Origin of the sequence: Aciduliprofundum boonei T469, assembly GCF_000025665.1 — an archaeon.
Classification (GTDB): domain Archaea; phylum Thermoplasmatota; class Thermoplasmata; order Thermoplasmatales; family Aciduliprofundaceae; genus Aciduliprofundum; species Aciduliprofundum boonei.
Window position 1 is genome coordinate 1,023,687 of sequence record NC_013926.1, and the last position, 18,430, is coordinate 1,042,116.

20 protein-coding genes and 3 tRNA genes are annotated in these 18,430 nt (G+C 40.7%); 9 read left to right on the forward strand and 14 right to left on the reverse strand.

Features of this window, described 5'->3' with window-relative positions; all coding sequences use genetic code 11:
- Positions 1-5 precede the first annotated feature (5 nt).
- The 7 genes from ABOO_RS05375 to ABOO_RS05400 all read right to left on the reverse strand — a co-directional run bounded on the left by ABOO_RS05375 (position 6) and on the right by ABOO_RS05400 (position 4,997).
- Positions 6-2,240 carry an Ig-like domain-containing protein gene (locus tag ABOO_RS05375; protein ID WP_008086510.1) on the reverse strand — a complete coding sequence of 745 codons (2,235 nt, stop codon included), beginning with the start codon at positions 2,238-2,240 and terminating at the stop codon, positions 6-8.
- A gap of 177 nt (positions 2,241-2,417) precedes the next feature.
- Positions 2,418-2,657 carry a hypothetical protein gene (locus ABOO_RS05380; RefSeq protein WP_008083445.1) on the reverse strand — a complete coding sequence of 80 codons (240 nt, stop codon included), beginning with the start codon at positions 2,655-2,657 and terminating at the stop codon, positions 2,418-2,420.
- The gene (locus tag ABOO_RS05385) at positions 2,650-3,996 is read right to left on the reverse strand and encodes a hypothetical protein (RefSeq protein ID WP_008086514.1); all 1,347 of its coding nucleotides are present in this window, start codon (positions 3,994-3,996) and stop codon (positions 2,650-2,652) included. The genes ABOO_RS05380 and ABOO_RS05385 overlap by 8 nt, the downstream gene beginning before the upstream one ends.
- A gap of 109 nt (positions 3,997-4,105) precedes the next feature.
- A complete protein-coding gene (locus ABOO_RS05390; protein ID WP_012997320.1) occupies positions 4,106-4,351 on the reverse strand; it encodes a hypothetical protein in 246 nt (81 codons plus the stop codon).
- Positions 4,352-4,538: 187 nt separating this feature from the next.
- A tRNA-Trp gene (locus ABOO_RS05395) sits at positions 4,539-4,676 on the reverse strand.
- 89 nt (positions 4,677-4,765) lie between these two features.
- On the reverse strand, positions 4,766-4,873 hold the full coding sequence (locus ABOO_RS07915; protein ID WP_081440616.1) for a 50S ribosomal protein L41e: 108 nt from the start codon (positions 4,871-4,873) through the stop codon (positions 4,766-4,768).
- Positions 4,874-4,922: 49 nt separating this feature from the next.
- Positions 4,923-4,997, reverse strand: a tRNA-Arg gene (locus ABOO_RS05400).
- Positions 4,998-5,041: 44 nt separating this feature from the next.
- Between ABOO_RS05400 and ABOO_RS05405 the strand changes: the two genes are divergently transcribed.
- On the forward strand, positions 5,042-5,626 hold the full coding sequence (locus tag ABOO_RS05405; protein ID WP_236614231.1) for a CDP-2,3-bis-(O-geranylgeranyl)-sn-glycerol synthase: 585 nt from the start codon (positions 5,042-5,044) through the stop codon (positions 5,624-5,626).
- A 32-nt stretch (positions 5,627-5,658) separates the two neighbouring features.
- A complete protein-coding gene (locus ABOO_RS05410) occupies positions 5,659-6,387 on the forward strand; it encodes a COG1361 family protein (protein ID WP_012997321.1) in 729 nt (242 codons plus the stop codon).
- Here ABOO_RS05410 and ABOO_RS05415 read toward each other — a convergent pair.
- Positions 6,384-7,052: a metallophosphoesterase family protein gene (locus ABOO_RS05415; protein WP_008086517.1), complete on the reverse strand. Its 669-nt coding sequence runs from the start codon at positions 7,050-7,052 to the stop codon at positions 6,384-6,386. The two genes, ABOO_RS05410 and ABOO_RS05415, sit on opposite strands and share 4 nt — an antisense overlap.
- An 86-nt stretch (positions 7,053-7,138) precedes the next feature.
- Here ABOO_RS05415 and ABOO_RS05420 point away from each other — a divergent pair, with 86 nt between their 5' ends.
- Genes ABOO_RS05420 through ABOO_RS05430 form a run of 3 tightly spaced genes read left to right on the forward strand, consistent with a single transcriptional unit; the run spans position 7,139 to position 10,311 of the window.
- Positions 7,139-7,807, forward strand: a complete 669-nt coding sequence (locus ABOO_RS05420; RefSeq protein WP_008086499.1) for a TIGR00266 family protein — start codon at positions 7,139-7,141, stop codon at positions 7,805-7,807.
- Between the two features lie 35 nt (positions 7,808-7,842).
- Positions 7,843-10,059 (forward strand): CDC48 family AAA ATPase, encoded by a 2,217-nt coding sequence (locus ABOO_RS05425; RefSeq protein WP_008086490.1) that lies wholly within the window; start codon positions 7,843-7,845, stop codon positions 10,057-10,059.
- A 9-nt stretch (positions 10,060-10,068) separates the two neighbouring features.
- A complete protein-coding gene (locus ABOO_RS05430; RefSeq protein ID WP_012997323.1) occupies positions 10,069-10,311 on the forward strand; it encodes a PRC-barrel domain-containing protein in 243 nt (80 codons plus the stop codon).
- Here the strand turns inward: ABOO_RS05430 and prf1 are convergent, their stop codons facing one another.
- The gene (gene prf1 / locus ABOO_RS05435; protein WP_008086228.1) at positions 10,312-11,532 is read right to left on the reverse strand and encodes a peptide chain release factor aRF-1; all 1,221 of its coding nucleotides are present in this window, start codon (positions 11,530-11,532) and stop codon (positions 10,312-10,314) included. It lies immediately after the preceding gene.
- Positions 11,533-11,625: 93 nt separating this feature from the next.
- On the opposite strand from prf1, the gene ABOO_RS05440 reads away from it, so the two are divergent.
- Positions 11,626-12,045: an archease gene (locus ABOO_RS05440; RefSeq protein ID WP_008086503.1), complete on the forward strand. Its 420-nt coding sequence runs from the start codon at positions 11,626-11,628 to the stop codon at positions 12,043-12,045.
- A 1-nt stretch (position 12,046) separates the two neighbouring features.
- Here the strand turns inward: ABOO_RS05440 and ABOO_RS08120 are convergent, their stop codons facing one another.
- Both ABOO_RS08120 and ABOO_RS05445 read right to left on the reverse strand, forming a co-directional pair.
- Positions 12,047-12,175: a hypothetical protein gene (locus tag ABOO_RS08120; RefSeq protein WP_008086220.1), complete on the reverse strand. Its 129-nt coding sequence runs from the start codon at positions 12,173-12,175 to the stop codon at positions 12,047-12,049.
- 79 nt (positions 12,176-12,254) lie between these two features.
- Positions 12,255-12,384: transfer RNA gene (locus ABOO_RS05445), tRNA-Glu, on the reverse strand.
- 62 nt (positions 12,385-12,446) lie between these two features.
- On the opposite strand from ABOO_RS05445, the gene ABOO_RS05450 reads away from it, so the two are divergent.
- Positions 12,447-13,178, forward strand: a complete 732-nt coding sequence (locus ABOO_RS05450) for an HAD family hydrolase (protein ID WP_012997324.1) — start codon at positions 12,447-12,449, stop codon at positions 13,176-13,178.
- On the opposite strand, the gene ABOO_RS05455 is transcribed toward ABOO_RS05450, so the two are convergent.
- Positions 13,168-13,989 (reverse strand): helix-turn-helix domain-containing protein, encoded by an 822-nt coding sequence (locus ABOO_RS05455; protein ID WP_008086497.1) that lies wholly within the window; start codon positions 13,987-13,989, stop codon positions 13,168-13,170. The genes ABOO_RS05450 and ABOO_RS05455 overlap by 11 nt on opposite strands.
- A gap of 5 nt (positions 13,990-13,994) precedes the next feature.
- Positions 13,995-14,579, reverse strand: coding sequence for a response regulator transcription factor (locus tag ABOO_RS05460; protein ID WP_008086519.1), 585 nt, complete (start codon positions 14,577-14,579; stop codon positions 13,995-13,997).
- A 103-nt stretch (positions 14,580-14,682) separates the two neighbouring features.
- Here ABOO_RS05460 and ABOO_RS05465 point away from each other — a divergent pair, with 103 nt between their 5' ends.
- Positions 14,683-15,546 (forward strand): SPL family radical SAM protein, encoded by an 864-nt coding sequence (locus tag ABOO_RS05465; protein WP_236614234.1) that lies wholly within the window; start codon positions 14,683-14,685, stop codon positions 15,544-15,546.
- A gap of 24 nt (positions 15,547-15,570) precedes the next feature.
- A complete protein-coding gene (gene rbcL / locus ABOO_RS05470) occupies positions 15,571-16,833 on the forward strand; it encodes a type III ribulose-bisphosphate carboxylase (RefSeq protein WP_008086508.1) in 1,263 nt (420 codons plus the stop codon).
- 2 nt (positions 16,834-16,835) lie between these two features.
- Here rbcL and ABOO_RS05475 read toward each other — a convergent pair whose 3' ends face one another.
- Positions 16,836-18,380: a tRNA uridine(34) 5-carboxymethylaminomethyl modification radical SAM/GNAT enzyme Elp3 gene (locus tag ABOO_RS05475; protein ID WP_008086500.1), complete on the reverse strand. Its 1,545-nt coding sequence runs from the start codon at positions 18,378-18,380 to the stop codon at positions 16,836-16,838.
- Positions 18,381-18,430 lie beyond the last annotated feature (50 nt).

The window sequence follows — 18,430 nt, forward strand, 5'->3', positions numbered from 1 at the left end:
CTACATCACCTCCTTTTTAGCAGGTGCTTTTTCTTTCCTCCTTCTTCTCCCGACGGGGCTTCCTCTGTCTGCAAAGTTCCCTGCAATTTCTCTAATGGATAAACCCTGATTACCCCGTCCGTATCTACTCTCTCATTCACTAAATAGTGGTCTTTCGCAAAGTCCAGCATAACTCCTACTTCATCCTCAGTTATGCCCATCCTGTTGCTCACATCCTTTATGACATCACCCCTTTTCGCTCCTTCATTCTCTCCTATGTATGCCATTATCTCGTCCAGCACGGCCCTCTCCTTCGGAGATAGGCTTTCCTCGCTCTCCCTCTTTCTCTTTTTCTTCTTTAACTGCCTCATCAAAACCACCACCGCTATGATAGCGAGGATAAGCATTAACATCGGATAGAGGAGAAGGTGCATGAATGGAGAACCCCTTACCTTCTCCCTCTGCGGTGGTGGTGGAATGCTGTATGATACCTGTATCACTCTTTCCTGTGTGTTCTGGACTTCATCTACTGCCACGATTTTGAATTGGTAGTTTCCTTGCTTGTCTATCTTTATAGTCCAATGCGTAGAGTTGCCTTGGTTGTAGAGAACCCATTGATTTCCCTGTGCCACATAGATGAACACTTGTATCGGTGAAGCGTCCTTGACCGTGAAATTGATAGTTCCCGGTTTTATGAAGTGGTAAGAACCGAGCAATTCCAAAATCTCTGGTGGAGTGGTATCTATTCTAAACATTACTTCCTTTGTTATCGTCTTTCCACCCTTGAAAACTGCCTTGACATAGAAGGTATGGTTTCCATCCGCTAAACTCACTTGGTAAGATTCGTTCATCGTCTTGATGTATTGAGTGTTATCTACCTTGATTTCGTAATACTCCAGAGGCCCCGTGGATGTCCATTTAACCTTAACTACATTCGTGCCAAAGAGCGTGTTGTTCTCTGGAGAGGTTATGGTTAAAGTGGGTGGATGTGGCCTGTTGTAAATCGTGAAATTGTAATCATACATAGCCACATTGCCTATCTTATCACTTGCTATTATCGTCAATCTGTGTAGCCCGTTGAAATACCTTGTAGTGTTCCACTCGTAATCTATGGAATTTGTGCCGTTGGCAACGAAGTAATTGTCTATGTAGAGCTTGATTGAAGCCATGCCCGTGACATCGTCCGTTCCCTTGATTTTTATCTCCACATTACCGCTCAAAGTTCCGTTGCCAGAGGGCTTGGGAGAAAGGAGCTTTATCACGGGTGGAGTGTTATCCACGATGACATACACGCTCGCAGAGTTCTTGTTCCCTGCTTTATCATACACGATTACGCTTATCAGGTGCTTACCATCCGTGTAGTTTTCCGTGTTCCAAATGAATAGGTATGGATAATGATATGCGGTGTATGTGAGGTTTCCATCTATGAAGAATTGAACCTTTCCTATACCGCTAACATTGTCAGATACGGATACATTCAAGGTGGCTATTCCCTTGAGATAAAGATTGCTTATGATAGCCACGCTCGGTGGGTGGTTATCTACCAAGTAGGTGAATATGTAATTGGCTTCATTTCCCGCATTGTCCCACACTTGAACGGTTATGTTGTGATGTCCATCCCTATATTTCTCCGTGTCCCAGATGTACGGGAATGCGTAGAATGAGGATATTTCCGTTAGAGTGTGGTTATAAACCTTATCGTTGTCTATGTAAAGATTTACCTTCCATATTCCAGAGGATATGGAATAGAAGGGGTCCTTAACGGTTATGTTCAATTCCTGCACTCCTTTGAGAATGCCAGAGTTATTTACCTGTATGCTGGCAACGGGAACATGGTTATCCACATAGTAGGTTTTTGAGAGGGATACCTCCCCAGAGGGATAATGGGCTTCCACCTTTACGATGTGTGGCCCTTCTCCCGTGTAGAAGGTATCCCAAAAATAGTGGTAGGTGGTGTAAGTGTAATTCGTGCCGTTCTCATTCACGATGTTATCGCTCTGGTTGAATTGAGAGATGAATTGCCCATCCAGATAGAAGTCCGCATAGGTGAAATTGCCCGTGATATTGACATCCACGCTAACATTCCCGTGTATGAATGTGTAGTTGCCTATCGTGTGTGAAGAAGGTATGGTTATGCTGATTTCTGGTGCTGGATTAGCTGCATGGCTGAAGTTCGCTATCGGAGCAAGGAGCAAGGCAAGTAAGGCAATGTAAAATAAAACGCCCCTCCTCCGATGATCCTTGAACTCTTTTTGGCTCATACATCAATTGCTTATTTTCTTCTACTATATAAAAAGTTGAAATTTTAAAATTGCATGGAGAGTAAGGAAAATACTAATTCTCCTTTAAATCAAAAAAATTGACCCTCCCCATCTGTATCAATTCTGGACAAATTTAGGTAATTGAAGAAAAATGTCCTCCTCCATAAATATACATGCTCACATCAGCACTAGAACCTCTAATTCTTTGTTCTCCAATTTCTTTTGTGTGGGATAGCAGCGACTTACTGCCCCTGCTATCATCAGCTTCTCCTTCTTTGTTAATCTCTCTCCTTTCACAGCTTCGGCAATCTTGTAGATATCCTCTAACTTTATTGTATCTCTCAGAGTTATATCATTCGTTATCCTCATAGCTTCCTCTATTATCCTCTTTATCTGGAATCTCTTCAACTCACGCATAACCCTCAACCTCTCCTCCAAAGTTTGGATAATCTTTCAACATCAGGTTTATGAATCTCGTATGAAGAACCACATGGTCTTTTATCTCCCTAACATTCCTCTCTAACTCCTTTATCTTCTCCCTTAACTCATCTACATCCTTGCTGGACTGCTGGAAATAGAGATTTGCAGAGATTTCATCTAACCTTCTCCTCAGGATTTCGTATTCATCTACAATCTTTCCTACCAGCTCCAACTTGTTCTCTATTAACTTCTTCGCCAACTCCCCTCCTTCCTCGCTCACTCCTTCAAACTCCAAATCTCCAGATGAACCAAAATCGCTCTTGTTTATTGTTATCTTTATCTCCTCCCCCTCCCAGAGAACCTTGCTTATCTCGTCTAAATTGAAGCCGAAATGAGAAGATATGCCTATCCTTATTGCCCTATCCACAAATTCTTTCCCAAACAATTTTTCTGCATAGAACTCCCATACTTCCTTCCTTTTCGGATAAATCATAACCTTTGCTATTCCCTTCTTGTAAGAGTATGTGATATAGAAGGTTGCGCCCAGAGTTTTTATCTTCAACCCGTGAGACCTATCCCTTTCTCCCGTTGGATACGCTTCCAAGTATATCCCATTCACATAGTCCTTTATCGGCTCTTTGCTCCAGAGATACTTTGAGATTATCCCTAACTCATCCTCTCTAATCGGGATTGGCTTCTTTATCCTGAAATGATGTGAGATTGTAATTAAATTGTCCCCTTTTCTAACATCTGTCCCTTCTTTTCTAACATGCACCCCTAGGGGTGTCCCTTCTTCCATGAGCTCCCTCGCTCTATCCACATTTACCTTGTATCTTCCCCTTCCAATTCTTTGCAGAACCCCTAAATCTCTTAATCTGTAGAAATAAATTCTCTTTGTCTCTGCGTTTCCTATACCATAAAGGTATGGGCCCCTCAAAAAATCCTGTGGAGATATTGTTCTGCTTCTCATACTCTCCCCTGTTAGTACTGCAAGCATCCTCCTAAACAATGGAATATATCCCTCAGATTTGTAACATGTCCCTTTGTTACATCTATTCTCAGAATTTCTAAGTTCTACACTCTCTCTACTCAAATGTAACATACCCCTAAAATTTGTCCCCTTTTGTCCCCTTGAATGTAACATGCTGTCCCTTTGGATTGAAAAAATATATTGGCCCCGGGAAACCCTGGAGCCATACCTCTGCAAAATCTTCTTTGCGTTCTCATAACTCAAAGGAATGTCCCTTTTTAGTGCTTCATACTGCAGGGTTTTAGGTGTCCATGTGGCATTTGGATTATTCCGAAGAATTCCTAGAACTGCTTTGGATATGCTCATATTATCTCCAGTATTCCACTACCTCTCTCTTTCAACTTCTCTAGCGCCTCTTCCAAGGTTTCTGCCTTATCTACTATCTCTCCTGTTTCCATATCCCTAATGTAGTACATCATGCAGATGCTGATTCCTCCACTCTGGGCTGTGTATCTATCGGTATCAACGGATTATCTTCCTTATCCCACACCTGATAGCTCACTGGTCTTGCGTTGGGCTCTCCTTCTAATTCATATTTAGTTAGAATGTAAAGAGAGCCATACTCTTCTATCAGTTCTTTTTCTGTCTCTGTTATCCTGCTCTCTGTCAAATCTCCCGTGCTCCATAAAATCTCCAACTTATATACCCTACTCTTTTTCATAAAATCACCTCCTGGGTACAAAATGCCCCCGTTGGTTTAGTCAACAAACCTATCAGTGCCCCCGAACCTAAGGGGCGGGGGCAACCGAAAGCTTTATAGTGGGCAATTGCCCCCCATTTTTCAACTTGAGCCTGTCTACAACACGAAAAAACATTTTTATTTTTTATTTGAAATGTTGGATAAAAAGTGGGGGCACTGGGATTCGAACCCAGGTCCGCGGGTCTCTCCTGAGGGTCAGCGCTCCAGTTATTCATCATCTTTCAGCTGACCCGCTGCTCATCATCTAACTGGAGCCCACCAGGATGCCTGACTACCCCATGCCCCCTTAAACACGGATATTTTCATCATAGATATAAACCTTACCGTTAAAATTGAACAATATAAATTTGGGAGAGAGCAAGGTGAAACCTAAAATCAGCTCTTATTTGCGCGCCTCTGCCTCATCAAGCGGCGCATTCTCTTTTTTCTCCATTTCCAGCGCATCTTTCCGCGTTTTTTCCAGCTTCTTGAACTCCTCTTCATCTTGACACCATCCTTGGGTAAATTGAACTTAAATATAAAGATTACCCAGCGGGCGCGGCGGGATTTGAACCCGCGATCACTGACTTAGAAGGCCAGCGCCCTATCCATGCTAGGCCACGCGCCCAATTCCCTAATATGCAATCCTTATTTAATATTTACCAAAACTTTATGTTTACTTTCACGATTACCACTATGATGAACGCTCTTGCTCAAGTGATTGCTGCACTCTGGCTTATGCTTCCTGCATATATACCCAACTCTGCAGCCGTGATCTTCAAGGGAAAGACGCCTATGGATTTTGGTAAGAATTTCTGGGATGGGCGGAGAATTTTGGGCAAGGGTAAAACATGGCGTGGATTCTTTGGAGGGGCGCTAACAGGAATGGCTGTAGGTACAGTACAAAATTTCTTATCGTTGTATCTTCCTCAAAATTACTTTCCTCAATTCTCATCGGATATGTCCTTTATAGGTATTTTAGCATGTTTGTCTTTTGGAGCAATGCTTGGGGACTCTTTTGGTTCATTTATAAAGAGAAGGTTGGGAATAAAGAGTGGGGGCAGAGCATTTCTGTTAGATCAGCTCACATTTGTATTCATAGCATGGCTATTTACCTATATATTTTACCCTGAATTCTTCGTATTTGCATTTGGAAACATACCTGCTGTGGTAACAATATTGCTCTTAACGCCATTGATTCATAGAACTGTAAACATAATTGCATATAAAATGGGAAAGAAACCTGTACCATGGTAAACTTAAAATTCTAAAAGCGGATTTCCCATAGAATGAAAATTTCAGTAATTCTTTTGGCTATCATGCTAACCTATGTGGGCTCTCCTGCCCATGTACCAAACTTTGATAATTTCACCACTCCAGTGATAGAGCCAGGTAAAATAGGAAAGTTCAATTTTACGATAGAAAATAGGTATGTGGCAACTATGCACAATTGCGTTTTGCATGTGGGTATTTATATGTGGGCAACGGAGGAAGAGGCAAAAAGCATTTGGAGAATACATAATAAGCCGGTAATAGAAGAATCTAACAGTGTAAATTATACTCTGAATTTAGGAGATATTAAACCTAAAGAATTAAAGCCCGTAGCATTTCATATAAAAACCTTCTCAGGCACACCTGACGGTGTTTATTTTGTTAGATTTTCCCTGGTGTTCAATTATAATGGCACTACTTATAAAATGTGGTCTCCCGGATACTTCTCTAAGGAAGAATGGAATAAAGCCACAGAGAATCATACTTTGAACTTAACATACTTATCCAAAGTTCTTGGAGATAGGGTTGATGGAATAATTCCAGATTCATCTTTTAGTGTAAAAAGCAGTTTGATGTGGGTTCTATATATCCTCATAGGTATAACAGCTATGGTTGGAATAGCAGCCTTGTATGCCTATATGCATGAAGAGGGGAAAGTGGGAAAGAAGGAGGAATATGCTTATCAGTTGAAGGGAAAATATAAATACTTGGAGAAAAGAGTAAAGGAGAAAATGAAAAAGCGCTAGTAGCCAATGTACAATCTCTCGCCCAAGAACGTAGGCAAACCCTCTTCTATAATTTTGTTGTAGACTTCATCTATTGGATATTCAACTCTCTTTATCTCGTATTTTTTATTTTTCAAATCCACAAGGGCATAGGAGGCACGGGGATCTCCATCTCTTGGCTGCCCAACACTTCCCGGATTGATTATTACTCCCCTCTCAAAAACATTTACAAAGGGTACATGGGTATGTCCTAAAATCAGAAGATCAGCGTTATCATACTCCAAAAGCTCCCCAGTGGCTTCATCGGGATAGATATAACGGTCCTCATCAAAAGGAGCACCATGATGCAATGCAATTCTTTTGCCTTCGATATCTAAAATTAGATGGTCTTTAAGGGAGTAGAGATATTCCATATTCTCTTTTGTCAATTTATTCCTAGTCCAGGAAGCCGCAGTTGCAGCGTACGGATTGAATCTAAAGTAACTATCATAAATGACCGCTCTATCATGATTTCCCCTGATGCAAGGAATTTTTCTTTTTCTTATTTCCCATATCACTTCATTGGGCCAGGGATTGTATCCCACAAGGTCCCCCGCACATAAAATTATATCTGCGTCTTCGATTCTCTCAAGTACAACTTTCAAGGCGGGAAGATTCCCGTGTATGTCTGATATGATAGCGAGCATTATGCAAGCATGCTTATGCATAAAATAAACTTAACGCCAGAGAAAATTTAAATAATGTTGAATTCCTTATAGTTTGGGGTGCTATGATGAAAACTGAGATTTTGCACAAACCTGCATTTGCAGAGTTGAAAGTGTATTTGTCTCCAGGGGAGAGAATAGTTGCAGAGGCTGGTGCTATGGTTTACATGTCTCCCACCATAGGGGTGGAAACTACCACAAAGGGCGGATTTATGAAGGGGGTTTTAAGAAAAATGCTTTCTGGACAAACTCTGTTTATGAACACTTACTACGCACAATCCGAAGGAGGATATGTGGTTTTTGCTCCAAGTTTGCCTGGTGATATAATAAAGATAGAAGTTACACAGCCTATTTACATATCCGATACTAATTACCTTGCGTCCACAGAGCTTGAATTCGGAGTGAAATTTACAGGATTTAAAGGAATTTTCACACCAGGAGGTATGTTCTGGTTCAAGGTTAGTGGAATAGGCAAAGCTTGGATAGCGGCCTACGGTGGAATAGATATGCTCCAGTTAGGTCCTGGTGAGAGATTGCTTATAGATAATATTCATTTGGCTGCTTTTGATGCGAGTATGAATTTCACATTACGGAAGTTTGGCAAGCTCAAATCTTTCCTATTTGGTGGAGAATACATATTGACAGAATTTGTTGGTCCTGGAAGAGTATGGATTCAGTCCAGAAATCTGCCTGTGTTTGCAAATTTGCTCTACAGGTATATGCCAAAGAAAGATTGAAAAAGTTTATTAACTCTTCGGAATTTGCGTGAGCTATGGAAAAAGAGCTCATACTTAGAGTTGCCGAAGCACCTCAGATGGATGTGGGGTTAGGCAGAGCAAGATTGGATACTTCATCTCGTATGCTTCTTGGCTTGGAAGTTGGAGATGTAATTGAGATTGAAGGAAAAAGACTCACAGCGGCAAGGGTATTTCGCTCAAAGCAAGAAGATGAGGGTAGGGGAGTTATAAGAATTGATGGTCACATAAGAAGAAATGCTAAAGTGACTGTTGGAGAGAAGGTGAAGGTAAGAAAGGCAGAGCCCGTAGAGGCTCAAAAAATAATAATTGCCCCACTCATAGGAAAAAATCAGAGGTTGAGATTTGGCGAGGGAATAGGGGATTTTATAAAAAGGGTTCTTCTCAAGAGACCAGTGGTGGAGGGGGATGAAATAGTTGTGCCAAACATAACCCTAATGGGTAGAACTGGTATACTTTTCCAAGTTGTAAAGACTATGCCCTCTAAGAAAGTTGTACAGATTGGAGTGCAAACAATAGTGGAAGTTAGAGAAGAGCCGCCAACCGAGATTGAAGAACTCTTGGAGCATGTAACCTACGAGGATATTGGAGGGCTCAAAGATGAACTTCAAAAGGTAAGGGAGATGATTGAACTACCATTGAAGCATCCAGAACTATTTGAGAGATTAGGTATTGAACCTCCCAAAGGTGTTCTACTCTATGGCCCTCCAGGAACGGGCAAGACTCTAATCGCAAAGGCAGTTGCTAATGAGAGCAATGCCCATTTCTATGCAATTAATGGACCTGAAATAATGAGCAAGTTCTATGGCCAGAGCGAAGAGAGATTGAGGGAAATATTCCAGAACGCGCAGAAAAATGCTCCGAGCATAATATTCATAGACGAGATTGACTCCATAGCCCCGAAGAGGGAGGAAGTCACAGGGGAAGTTGAGCGCAGGGTTGTTGCCCAGCTTTTGACTCTCATGGATGGATTGGGCAAAAGAGGGCATATCATAGTTATAGGCGCTACGAACAGAATTGATGCTGTAGACCCAGCATTACGCAGACCCGGAAGGTTTGATAGAGAGATTGAGATAGGCATACCTGATAAGAAAGGAAGGAAAGAGATTTTGCAGATTCATACTAGGGGGATGCCGATAGAGGGCTCACCTGAAGAAAAAGATAAGTTGCTGGAAGAACTTGCGGAATTAACTCATGGCTTTGTAGGTGCTGATTTGGCAGCTCTTGCAAGGGAAGCAGCTATGAACGCTCTACGCAGATATTTACCAAAAATTGATCTTGATAAGCCAGTGCCTACAGAAATTTTGGAAAATATGAAAGTCACAAAAGAAGATTTCAAAGAAGCTTTAAAGGAAATTGAACCAAGCGTGCTTAGAGAGGTTATGATTGAAATACCTTCTGTTCACTGGGATGAGGTTGGAGATTTAGAAGAGGCGAAGAGAATACTCAAAGAGGCTGTAGAGCTTCCGCTTAAAAATCCAGAGGCTTTCAAGAGGATGGGCATAAGGGCCTCCAAAGGTATTTTGCTCTACGGTCCTCCTGGCACGGGCAAAACCCTATTAGCCAAGGCTGTGGCTACTGAAAGTGAAGCAAATTTCATAAGTATAAAAGGTCCTGAAGTTATGAGCAAGTGGGTAGGTGAGAGCGAGAAGGCAATAAGAGAGATCTTCAAGAAGGCAAAACAATCCTCGCCCTGCATAGTTTTTCTCGATGAGATAGATGCAATTGCACCTAGGCGGGGATATTACGGAGGTTCTGGAGTGACTGAGAGAATTGTAAATCAACTCTTAACATCTATGGATGGGTTAACTACTCTTGAAGGGGTGGTGGTAATCGCAGCTACGAATCGTCCCGATATTGTAGATCCTGCATTGCTCAGGCCTGGGAGGATAGATAGAATTGTGTATATAGAGCCACCAAACGAAGAAGCGAGATTGAAGATACTAAAGGTGCATACTAAAAAGATGCCATTGGCAGAGGATGTGTCTCTGGAAGATATAGCTATGCGCACAGAATTCTATACAGGAGCAGATTTGGAGAATCTATGCAGGGAGGCGGGAATGGCTGCAATAAGGGAGAATAGCGAGAAGGTACATATGAAACATTTTGAAGAGGCTTTAGGGGTAGTACATCCTTCCTTGGATAAAGAAACAATAAAATACTACGAAAGCATTGGGTTAGAATTGAGTAAGGGTGTTAAAGCCAAGAAGGAGGATTTGGGCTATTACTCGTGAGGTGATAGGATGAAGAAGTTCGTAACAGAATTGAGAGGCAAAACCGCTATGACGGATGAGGGAATGATCCTTGGCACTATTGATAATTTTGTGATTGATACGGATACAGGAAAAATAATGCATATGCTGATAATACCCGCAGAGGATTTTGATGCAAGAGGCTTTAAAAAAGATGCTCAAGGCAGACTTATAATGCCGTTCCAAGCTATGCGTTCTGTTAGGGATGTAGTGGTGCTTACACTCAAAAAATAATTACTTATAGCGAAGAATTGCAGCGATACCTCCAAACGCCTTTGCAAATATTTTTCCCTCTTCGCTTTCATTTGATATTAGCTCTACTTGAGTATTAAATTGCTCTGCAATATCGTAATATTCCTCAATTAAATCTTTCTTTTCCACTATATCCATAGGTATTCCACAATCGGGACATATTTTCTCAGGAATCTCGCCTTTTATAGTTTCTTTCACCTCTTTACCGCACTGCGGACATCTCCAAGTGATCCTGTATTTTCTTAGACTATCAGAGATGAGAAGAACATCTACAGCCCCACGCTCCAATGCCTCTCGTACTTCCTTCTCCCCATAAACTGCTAAGCCTCCATCTGGCTTTCTAATTTCCCTGAAAAACCTCCCTAGCAGTTGTCTCTCTTTAAACACCTCTAAATTTTTTAATGTGGTGGAAGCCTTTTCTACAAGCTCGTGTAGCCCATATTCATCAGTATAGCCTACATCGAACACCTCTATTATTTTCTTCTTTAATTCGTGGTGTAAGTAATCTCCTTTGAGAAATGAATCTTTCGTTCCTCCAGGGCCTCCTACCAATATGCCTTTTAATTTTTCCTCTGCAAGAAACACCTCGTTAGCTTTATCTCCAACTTTCTTGAAAAACTCGTGGACAGCTAGCTCAATCAACCTTTCAAACCTTCGCGATGATTGCCCACCTTGATGATGCTTGCTTGGAACCATGCTGTCAAGATGCTTAACTACCTCAATTCTCGTTCCTTTTAAAAATCCGATTGTGGCCTCTTTTCTGTCTATAACAAGTAAACCATAGATATCCTTCTCACCAAGCATGGCTTTTAAAGGCTCTAGATAGAATTTAGAATCACATTTGTATATGAAAGATTGCACCGGCTCTGGTGGCTCTAACACATAAGAGACCATCTCAGTCTGGTCACCTCTTTTTATAACATGCCCTACGAACACTACTAATCCATTGGGAGGAGGCATTTTGAAATACTTTAAACGGGACATGATGCTTTCAATGGCACTCATAACATTCTTTCTCGTGGTCTTGCTTTTGATATTTGCAGATGTTCCATACTCGTCTCTCAAATAGGCGATTACATCAGATATGGGTCTCTTGGGGGGTATATAAACTGAGATGAGCTCTGTACCTCTACCCTCGTACTTCTCCAATTCTTCTAAGTAACGCCGAAATTCATAGTTTTTCCTTGCTTCCTCCGTATCCATACTCACACCTTAATTGGGTGAATTAGTCATATTAAATAAATATTAGCCCCTCCAAGGATAAAAATTTAAATTGTTTCCCGCAATTTTCCATAGGTGAAGCCTTACGAGATATTTGACCATACTGCAGATGTTGGCATAATAGTGCGTGGAGAATCCCTCGAAGAACTCTTTGAGAAGGCAGCTTATGGAATGTTTGATATAATTTTAAATGCAGATAAAATAGAGCCCGCTGGAAAGTACAAAGTTAAGCTTTCTTCCCCAACCTTGAATGATTTATTCGTTGATTGGCTCTCTGAGCTCCTTTATGTATTCTCAACTGAGCTCTTTGTAATGGGAAAATTTGATGTTAGGATAAAAGAAGATAAGAATGGATATTATCTTGAGGCAATATGCTGGGGTGAACCTTATAAAAGGAGGAAGCATGGAATAAAAACTGAGATAAAGGCGGTAACCTACCATGAATTGGTTGTGGATCCGGAGAAAGGTTATGCAAAGGTGCTTTTTGATATTTGATTCAAACCTTTTCTTGAGAATAAGGTGCCACAACCCAGCTTATAGTCATGTTTGCATCTTTAGAAGAGACCTCTATGGCCAAACCCTTCTGTGAAGGGCAACTTTGGAATTCACTTTGTTCCTTGCTCATTTCTCTCTCCACTCATTTCCTTTTAACTTAAAAATTTCTTTACGGGTAAAGCCGCTTTCTTTCTAAGAAAAGGGCTTAGTGCTCCGGCCGGGATTTGAACCCGGGTCACGGGCTTTCTTTAAAGCCCGGTGCCCCTTTAGAGGTAAAGCACCTTTCTAAAGGGGCTTTACGAAAGGCCCGAATGCTTGGCCGGGCTACACCACCGGAGCATCAAGATTTGATTTACATGCCTAATGCATGTTCAACCACTGGAACTTAAAGGCGTATAAGCATGGTGAATATAAAATTTATGGCAAAGGTTAAAACGATGGTGCATATCTCCATAAATATGGATGTGTTTCTGGATATGACCGGTACCATAACCGATATGGAGAGCGAGAACATGGCCTTTTTAAAAATGTGCGAGGCCATAGGTAAAAGATTCAATATACAAATGGATGGAAAAAAAATTATGGAGCACATTTTGAGATACAGAAAGCCGTTTATGGAGAATAGACATAAAGAGTACTATCCTATAAGAAACCTCATAGCAAAGGCTATAGAAGAGATTGTACCTAAAAGATTATGCTCCTCAGATGTTTTTTGGATTATAGATTCTTACTCATACTATCATGCAAGATATGTAAAGCTTGGACCTGGTGCTTTAGAAGCATTAAAAGAGATTAGAAACATATCGGAACATATGGGGCTAATAACAGATGCCGATACCCCTTATACCAATAAAGTGTTGGAAGCTTTAGGAATAAAACATTTTTTTGATTCTATCACAACGGCAGAGGATGCTGGAGTTGGCAAACCAAACCCGAAGATTTTCAAAATGGCTTTAAGACATTCTAAGAGCAATCCTAAGGTATACATAGGAGATTCAGAGTTTAGAGATGTGAAAGGGGCTAAAGATGTGGGAATGATTGCAATAAAAATAGGAAATAATAGTACAGAGGCAGATTATACAGTTCCAAGTTTAAAAGACGCTATAAAAATATTAAAAACTCTTATTCGGTAACATTTTCAACAACTTTTTTACCCTTATCGGTTATCTTTAAAAGTATTATTTTATTTATCAAACCCATTTCCTGCAATTTATCGGTTATCTTCTTAAATTCATCTGGGGAAAGTTGATGTTTTCTAAGTATCTCGCCCACACTAGCACCTTGGTTTATAAGTAAAAGAACTAATCTTTCAGTTTTACTAAGCTTAGATATTATTTGAGAGTACATATACTCTTCTACCATAAGATTGAACAACTGCCAGAAAAAGTCCCTTTTTAGTGGGGGTGTAATAACATAGATTTCTTTGATTTCATCCTCTTTTTTCTCCTTTATGTATATTACACCCACATTTGAGAATCCAGTGGATATCGTTCTCCTTTCTAATTTCAATATGTTTTCAACATTCAAAGTATAATTCGTTGGGGTGAAAATTAGCTCTGAGTTATCCACTCTTAAAAATCCCTTGCTCCACTCATCTCCAATTTTATAGCTTATGGAAATGGTCGAGGTTAATAGTGTGAGTAGAGCTTTTTTAAAATGCCTGATGCAACTGCCGTATCCTGAGAATAATGCATATATTTTCTCCCTGCTTATTATATCCAAAAATTCTATTAATAATGTAGAGCGCCCCTCTTTTATTGTCGGAAGTGTTATTCTTTTATCCACACTTATTATTGATATTAGGGGAATTTTGTACTCTTTCTCCCCCACAATTATTATGTCCTTCCTCGTCAAGTATATCTTTCCCTGTAACCATGGCTTATCCGTATAAACTATAAACCCTCGTCCGTAGGGATATATGTATTCTACATCACATTCAACCATTTATTCTACCTCTTAATAGTGACGAATACTTCGTATTCCTCACCTACCTTTACATCATGTATCTTTAAATTGTCTCTAAGCTTTATCATATCCAAAAACCTATGCATTTCATTCAAGTCCTTAAATGAGAACTTGAGCATTCCTGAGCTGTAATCTAAGGTATCCAACACTTCCATTGCCCTATCTGCTGTAAGTGTTTGCATTGGCTCTTCCATTGCCTTCTTATAAAGATTTTCGTTTATCTTCTCCTCAAGCTCTCCTAATCTAAATGGCTTTACAAGATAATCATCTGCCCCAGCCTTCATTGCCTCTATCACAGTGTTCAAATCTTTTATTCCTGTGATGATTATTATAACCACCTGCTTAGAATGGGACCTTATGGATTTTAGCAGCTCCAAGCCGTGCACATCTTTAAGCATCAAATCCAAAAGAATTACATCTACCCTCTCGCTTTTCTCCAAAATTGACATAGCATTTCTTGCATTCTCTGCAATTTTTACATTAAAACCTCGGTTGGATAGATACTGCTTTATCACTTCTGCTAACTCTTTATTATCATCTATAATCACAACATTCAAGCTCCCATTCATAGTTAAAGATTAAAAAAGAAAATATAAATTCGTTTCTAAGCCATTATCAAAAACGATAATCAATATGGACATCATTTTTATACTCTTATCAAATACGCTTCTTGTGTATTATTTGCACATATTTGACCCGTGGAATTTTCCGCTATGCACCTGCCCGGAAAAGTACAGCGTGGACCCGTATACTGGGTGTGAGCATAGATGCATTTATTGCTACATAACCTCTTACATCCCAGATCCATGGAGAGTTCGCCCAAAGAGAGATTTTCTCAGGCTCTTTGAGAGAGATTTGAAAAAAGCAAAAAAATTACCAATCTCGATGAGCAATTCTTCAGATCCTTATCCCAAAGTGGAAAGGGAGAAAAGAATAACAAGAGGAGCTTTAGAACTTATGAAAAAATATGATTTCCCTGTATTGGTACTCACAAAATCCAATCTTGTAGAAAGAGACGCAGATATACTTTCCTCTATGAGCAGCGTGGTTGCAATAACGATTACAACCCTTGATGATAACTTGGCAAAGAGGTTAGAGCCCATGGCTCCAAGCCCGGAGAAGAGATTAAAAGCCTTAGAATATCTCGTTTCAAAGGGGGTGCATACAATAGTTAGACTCGACCCGATAATCCCAACCATAAATGATAATATACTGGAAATTGAACATTTGATTAAAGCTCTCGCTAACATAGGTGTTGAGCAAATAATAAGCTCCACATACAAGGCCAAGCCAGACAATTTCTCAAGAATAACTGGAGTGTTTAAGAACTCAGCTTACAAACTGAGAGAAATATACTACCAAGACGGGGAAATTGTAAGAGGGATTAGGTATGCTCCAAAAGAACTGAGATTTAAAATTCTAAAAAATGTGAGAGATTTGGCAAATAAATACGGCATACCTTTTTCAGTATGCAGGGAGGGGTTACCTCTCAATACCGCAAGTACTTGCGATGGTAGTCATTTGCTATATGTTTAAATCCAATAAGGATATATCTTAATTATGACCTACATAGATTTGAATTATCAGCCCAGAGAGAGTGATTTATTAGTTTGGTTCCGCGCTGAGCCACCTGCAGGCAAGGATATGAAGTATGTGGCGGATAGAATTGCGGAGGAATCATCCATAGGTACTTGGACAGACCTCAAAACCCTATTGCCTGAAATATGGGAAAAACTGAGAGCAAGAGTATATGAAATTGATGAGAAGAATAAGTATGTTAAAATCGCATATCCATTGCATTTATTTGAAATAAAAAATATGCCAGCAATACTGGCAAGTGTAGCCGGTAATGTATTCGGCATGAAGAGCGTAGAAGCCCTTCGTGTTTTGGATATAAGATTCCCAAAAGAGTTGATTCAAGGGTATTTAGGACCAAAATACGGAGTACAAGGTGTAAGGGAAATGACCAAGGTCTATGATAGACCATTTCTCGGCACGATAATCAAACCCAAGATAGGTCTACCTGCGAAAATGCATGCTGAAGTGGCCTATGAAGCATGGGTTGGGGGATTGGATATTGTCAAAGATGATGAAAACCTAGCTTCACAGGAATTTAACAGATTTGAAGAGCGTCTTGCCCTAACTCTAGAAAAGAAAGACATTGCAGAGGAAGAAACTGGAGAGAAGAAGATTTACCTTGTGAATATAACTGCCCCCTATAAAGAGATGATTCGCCGTGCAGAATTAGTGCAAGATTCTGGCAACGAGTTTGTTATGATTGATGTGTTCATATCTGGTTTCTCCGCGGTGCAAAGCTACAGAGAGGAAGGTTTTAAAATGGCCATCCATGCACATAGAGCGATGCATGCGGCGATAACAAGAAATCCTGAGCATGGGATAAATATGCTCACGCTTGCAAAAGTGTATAGGCTTTTGGGCGTGGACAATTTGCACATAGGTACAGCAGTGGGCAAGATGGAAGGAAGTGCAAAGGAAGTGAGCGAAATAAGGGAGGAAATACAGCTTGAGAATGTGCCCGCAAATGAAAGCAGATTTGAACAAAAATGGTATGAAATAAAACCCGTGCTCGCTGTTGCTTCTGGTGGTTTACATCCAGGCCATGTCCCCGCTGTAGTTGATATTTTAGGAAAGGATATAGTTATCCAGGCCGGAGGTGGAGTCCATGGGCATCCAGAAGGCACTAGGGCTGGTGCGAAGGCAATGCGAGAGGCGTTAGAGGCGAAGATGCAGGGTATTCCGCTGGAAGAATACGCGAAGGAGCACAAAGAATTGAGAGAAGCACTTGAAAAATTCTTACACTGATCTCAAATTCTCTTTGCCATGTACGGTCCTAATCTCTCGTAGCCGAGTTTACGATAGTAATTCCTCACTCCAATACCGCTTATTACCACCACCCGAGCCACTCCCCATTCTTCTTTAGAAATTCTCTCTGCCTCATTCATCAGCTCTTTCCCGAATCCGCGGTGCTGCCATGCCTCTTTCTCTTTTTCCCCCACAGGCACTTCTTTTCCAAATACCTTTACCTCCCGAACAATAGCGGCGTTGCGCATCTCACTACGATGAGCATATTTGCTAGGCAATCTTAAACGGAGAAATGCTGCTATTGAATCGGCATCCTTATCTTCAAAAGATAAGAAAACTTCTTTACCTGAAGAGGCATTATAATCCCTGCGTATCATTTCAAAATTATTTCCTCCTTTACGGCCAACTTCTCTGCATCTTATATCCGGGCATCTTATTCCCCTTTTTTCCATTTCTTTAAGAACTATTGCCCTCAAATCTCCTTTTTTCACCCCCGCCTCTATGAACTTTGCTGGAATATCCCTCTGGATTCTCTGTATGCGAACCCATGGGGGAACGATGCTTATCACCTTGATTAATAACTCCACCATTTCCTCGAGAGTGTAGGGCTCGTATTCTCCCTTTTTCCACATTTCATAAAGCTCCGTGCCTTTTACAACCAAAGTAGGATAAATTTTGAGCATATCTGGCCTGAAATTCGGATTTTCAAATATCTCTTTAAATGCCTTGTAATCCCTCTCAAGAGAGCTTCCAGGCAGACCTGGCATCATATGATAATTGATTTTGAAACCTGCATCCTTTGCAAGCCGAGTAGCAAGAATGCTCTCTCTTATTGTATGTCCTCTTTTCACTTTTTCCAAAATATCATCGTAGACCGTTTGTATCCCAAGCTCAACTCTTGTTGCTCCTAATTTCAAAGCAAAATCAATCTCTTTTTCCATGAACCAATCAGGACGGGTCTCAACTGTAAGCCCTATGCATCTGTTCTTTGCATCCTCGTTAATCAGCTGTGCTTCTTCCAAGTTCTTGGCATCCACGCCATTCATAGCATCAAAAGCACGCTTAACGAACCACTCCTGATAGCTTTGAGGCCTGGCTGTGAATGTGCCCCCCATAATGATGAGGTCAATTTTATCAGTTGGATGTCCTATTGCTCTCAATTGCTCTATTCTCGCCCTTGTCTGCTCGTATGGGTCAAAATTATACTGTGCAGCCCTAAGTGCTGCTGGCTCGTGCCCTGTGTAACTCTGGGCAGTGCCTTTCTCAGGACCGCCTGGGCAGTATATACATTTTCCATGTGGACATGGGAATGGAGAAGTCATAATCGCCACGACAGCCACGCCACTTAGAGTGCGAGAGGGCTTTTTAACTAAAATGCTATGATATCTTTCAACAATATCTTTGGGTAGGTGTTTCATAATCTCAGAATTTCTCGGGTTGGGAATCCTGTACTTCTTTGCAATTCTGCTCTTCCACTTCTCCAAATCCTCCTTGCTCTTTATCTCACCTTTCCGAAAAATTTGCGCTATGTCTTCATAGAATCCCACACACTTCCATGTAAATGCCCTTTTTAATTTTTCTATAGAAAATTTGAAAT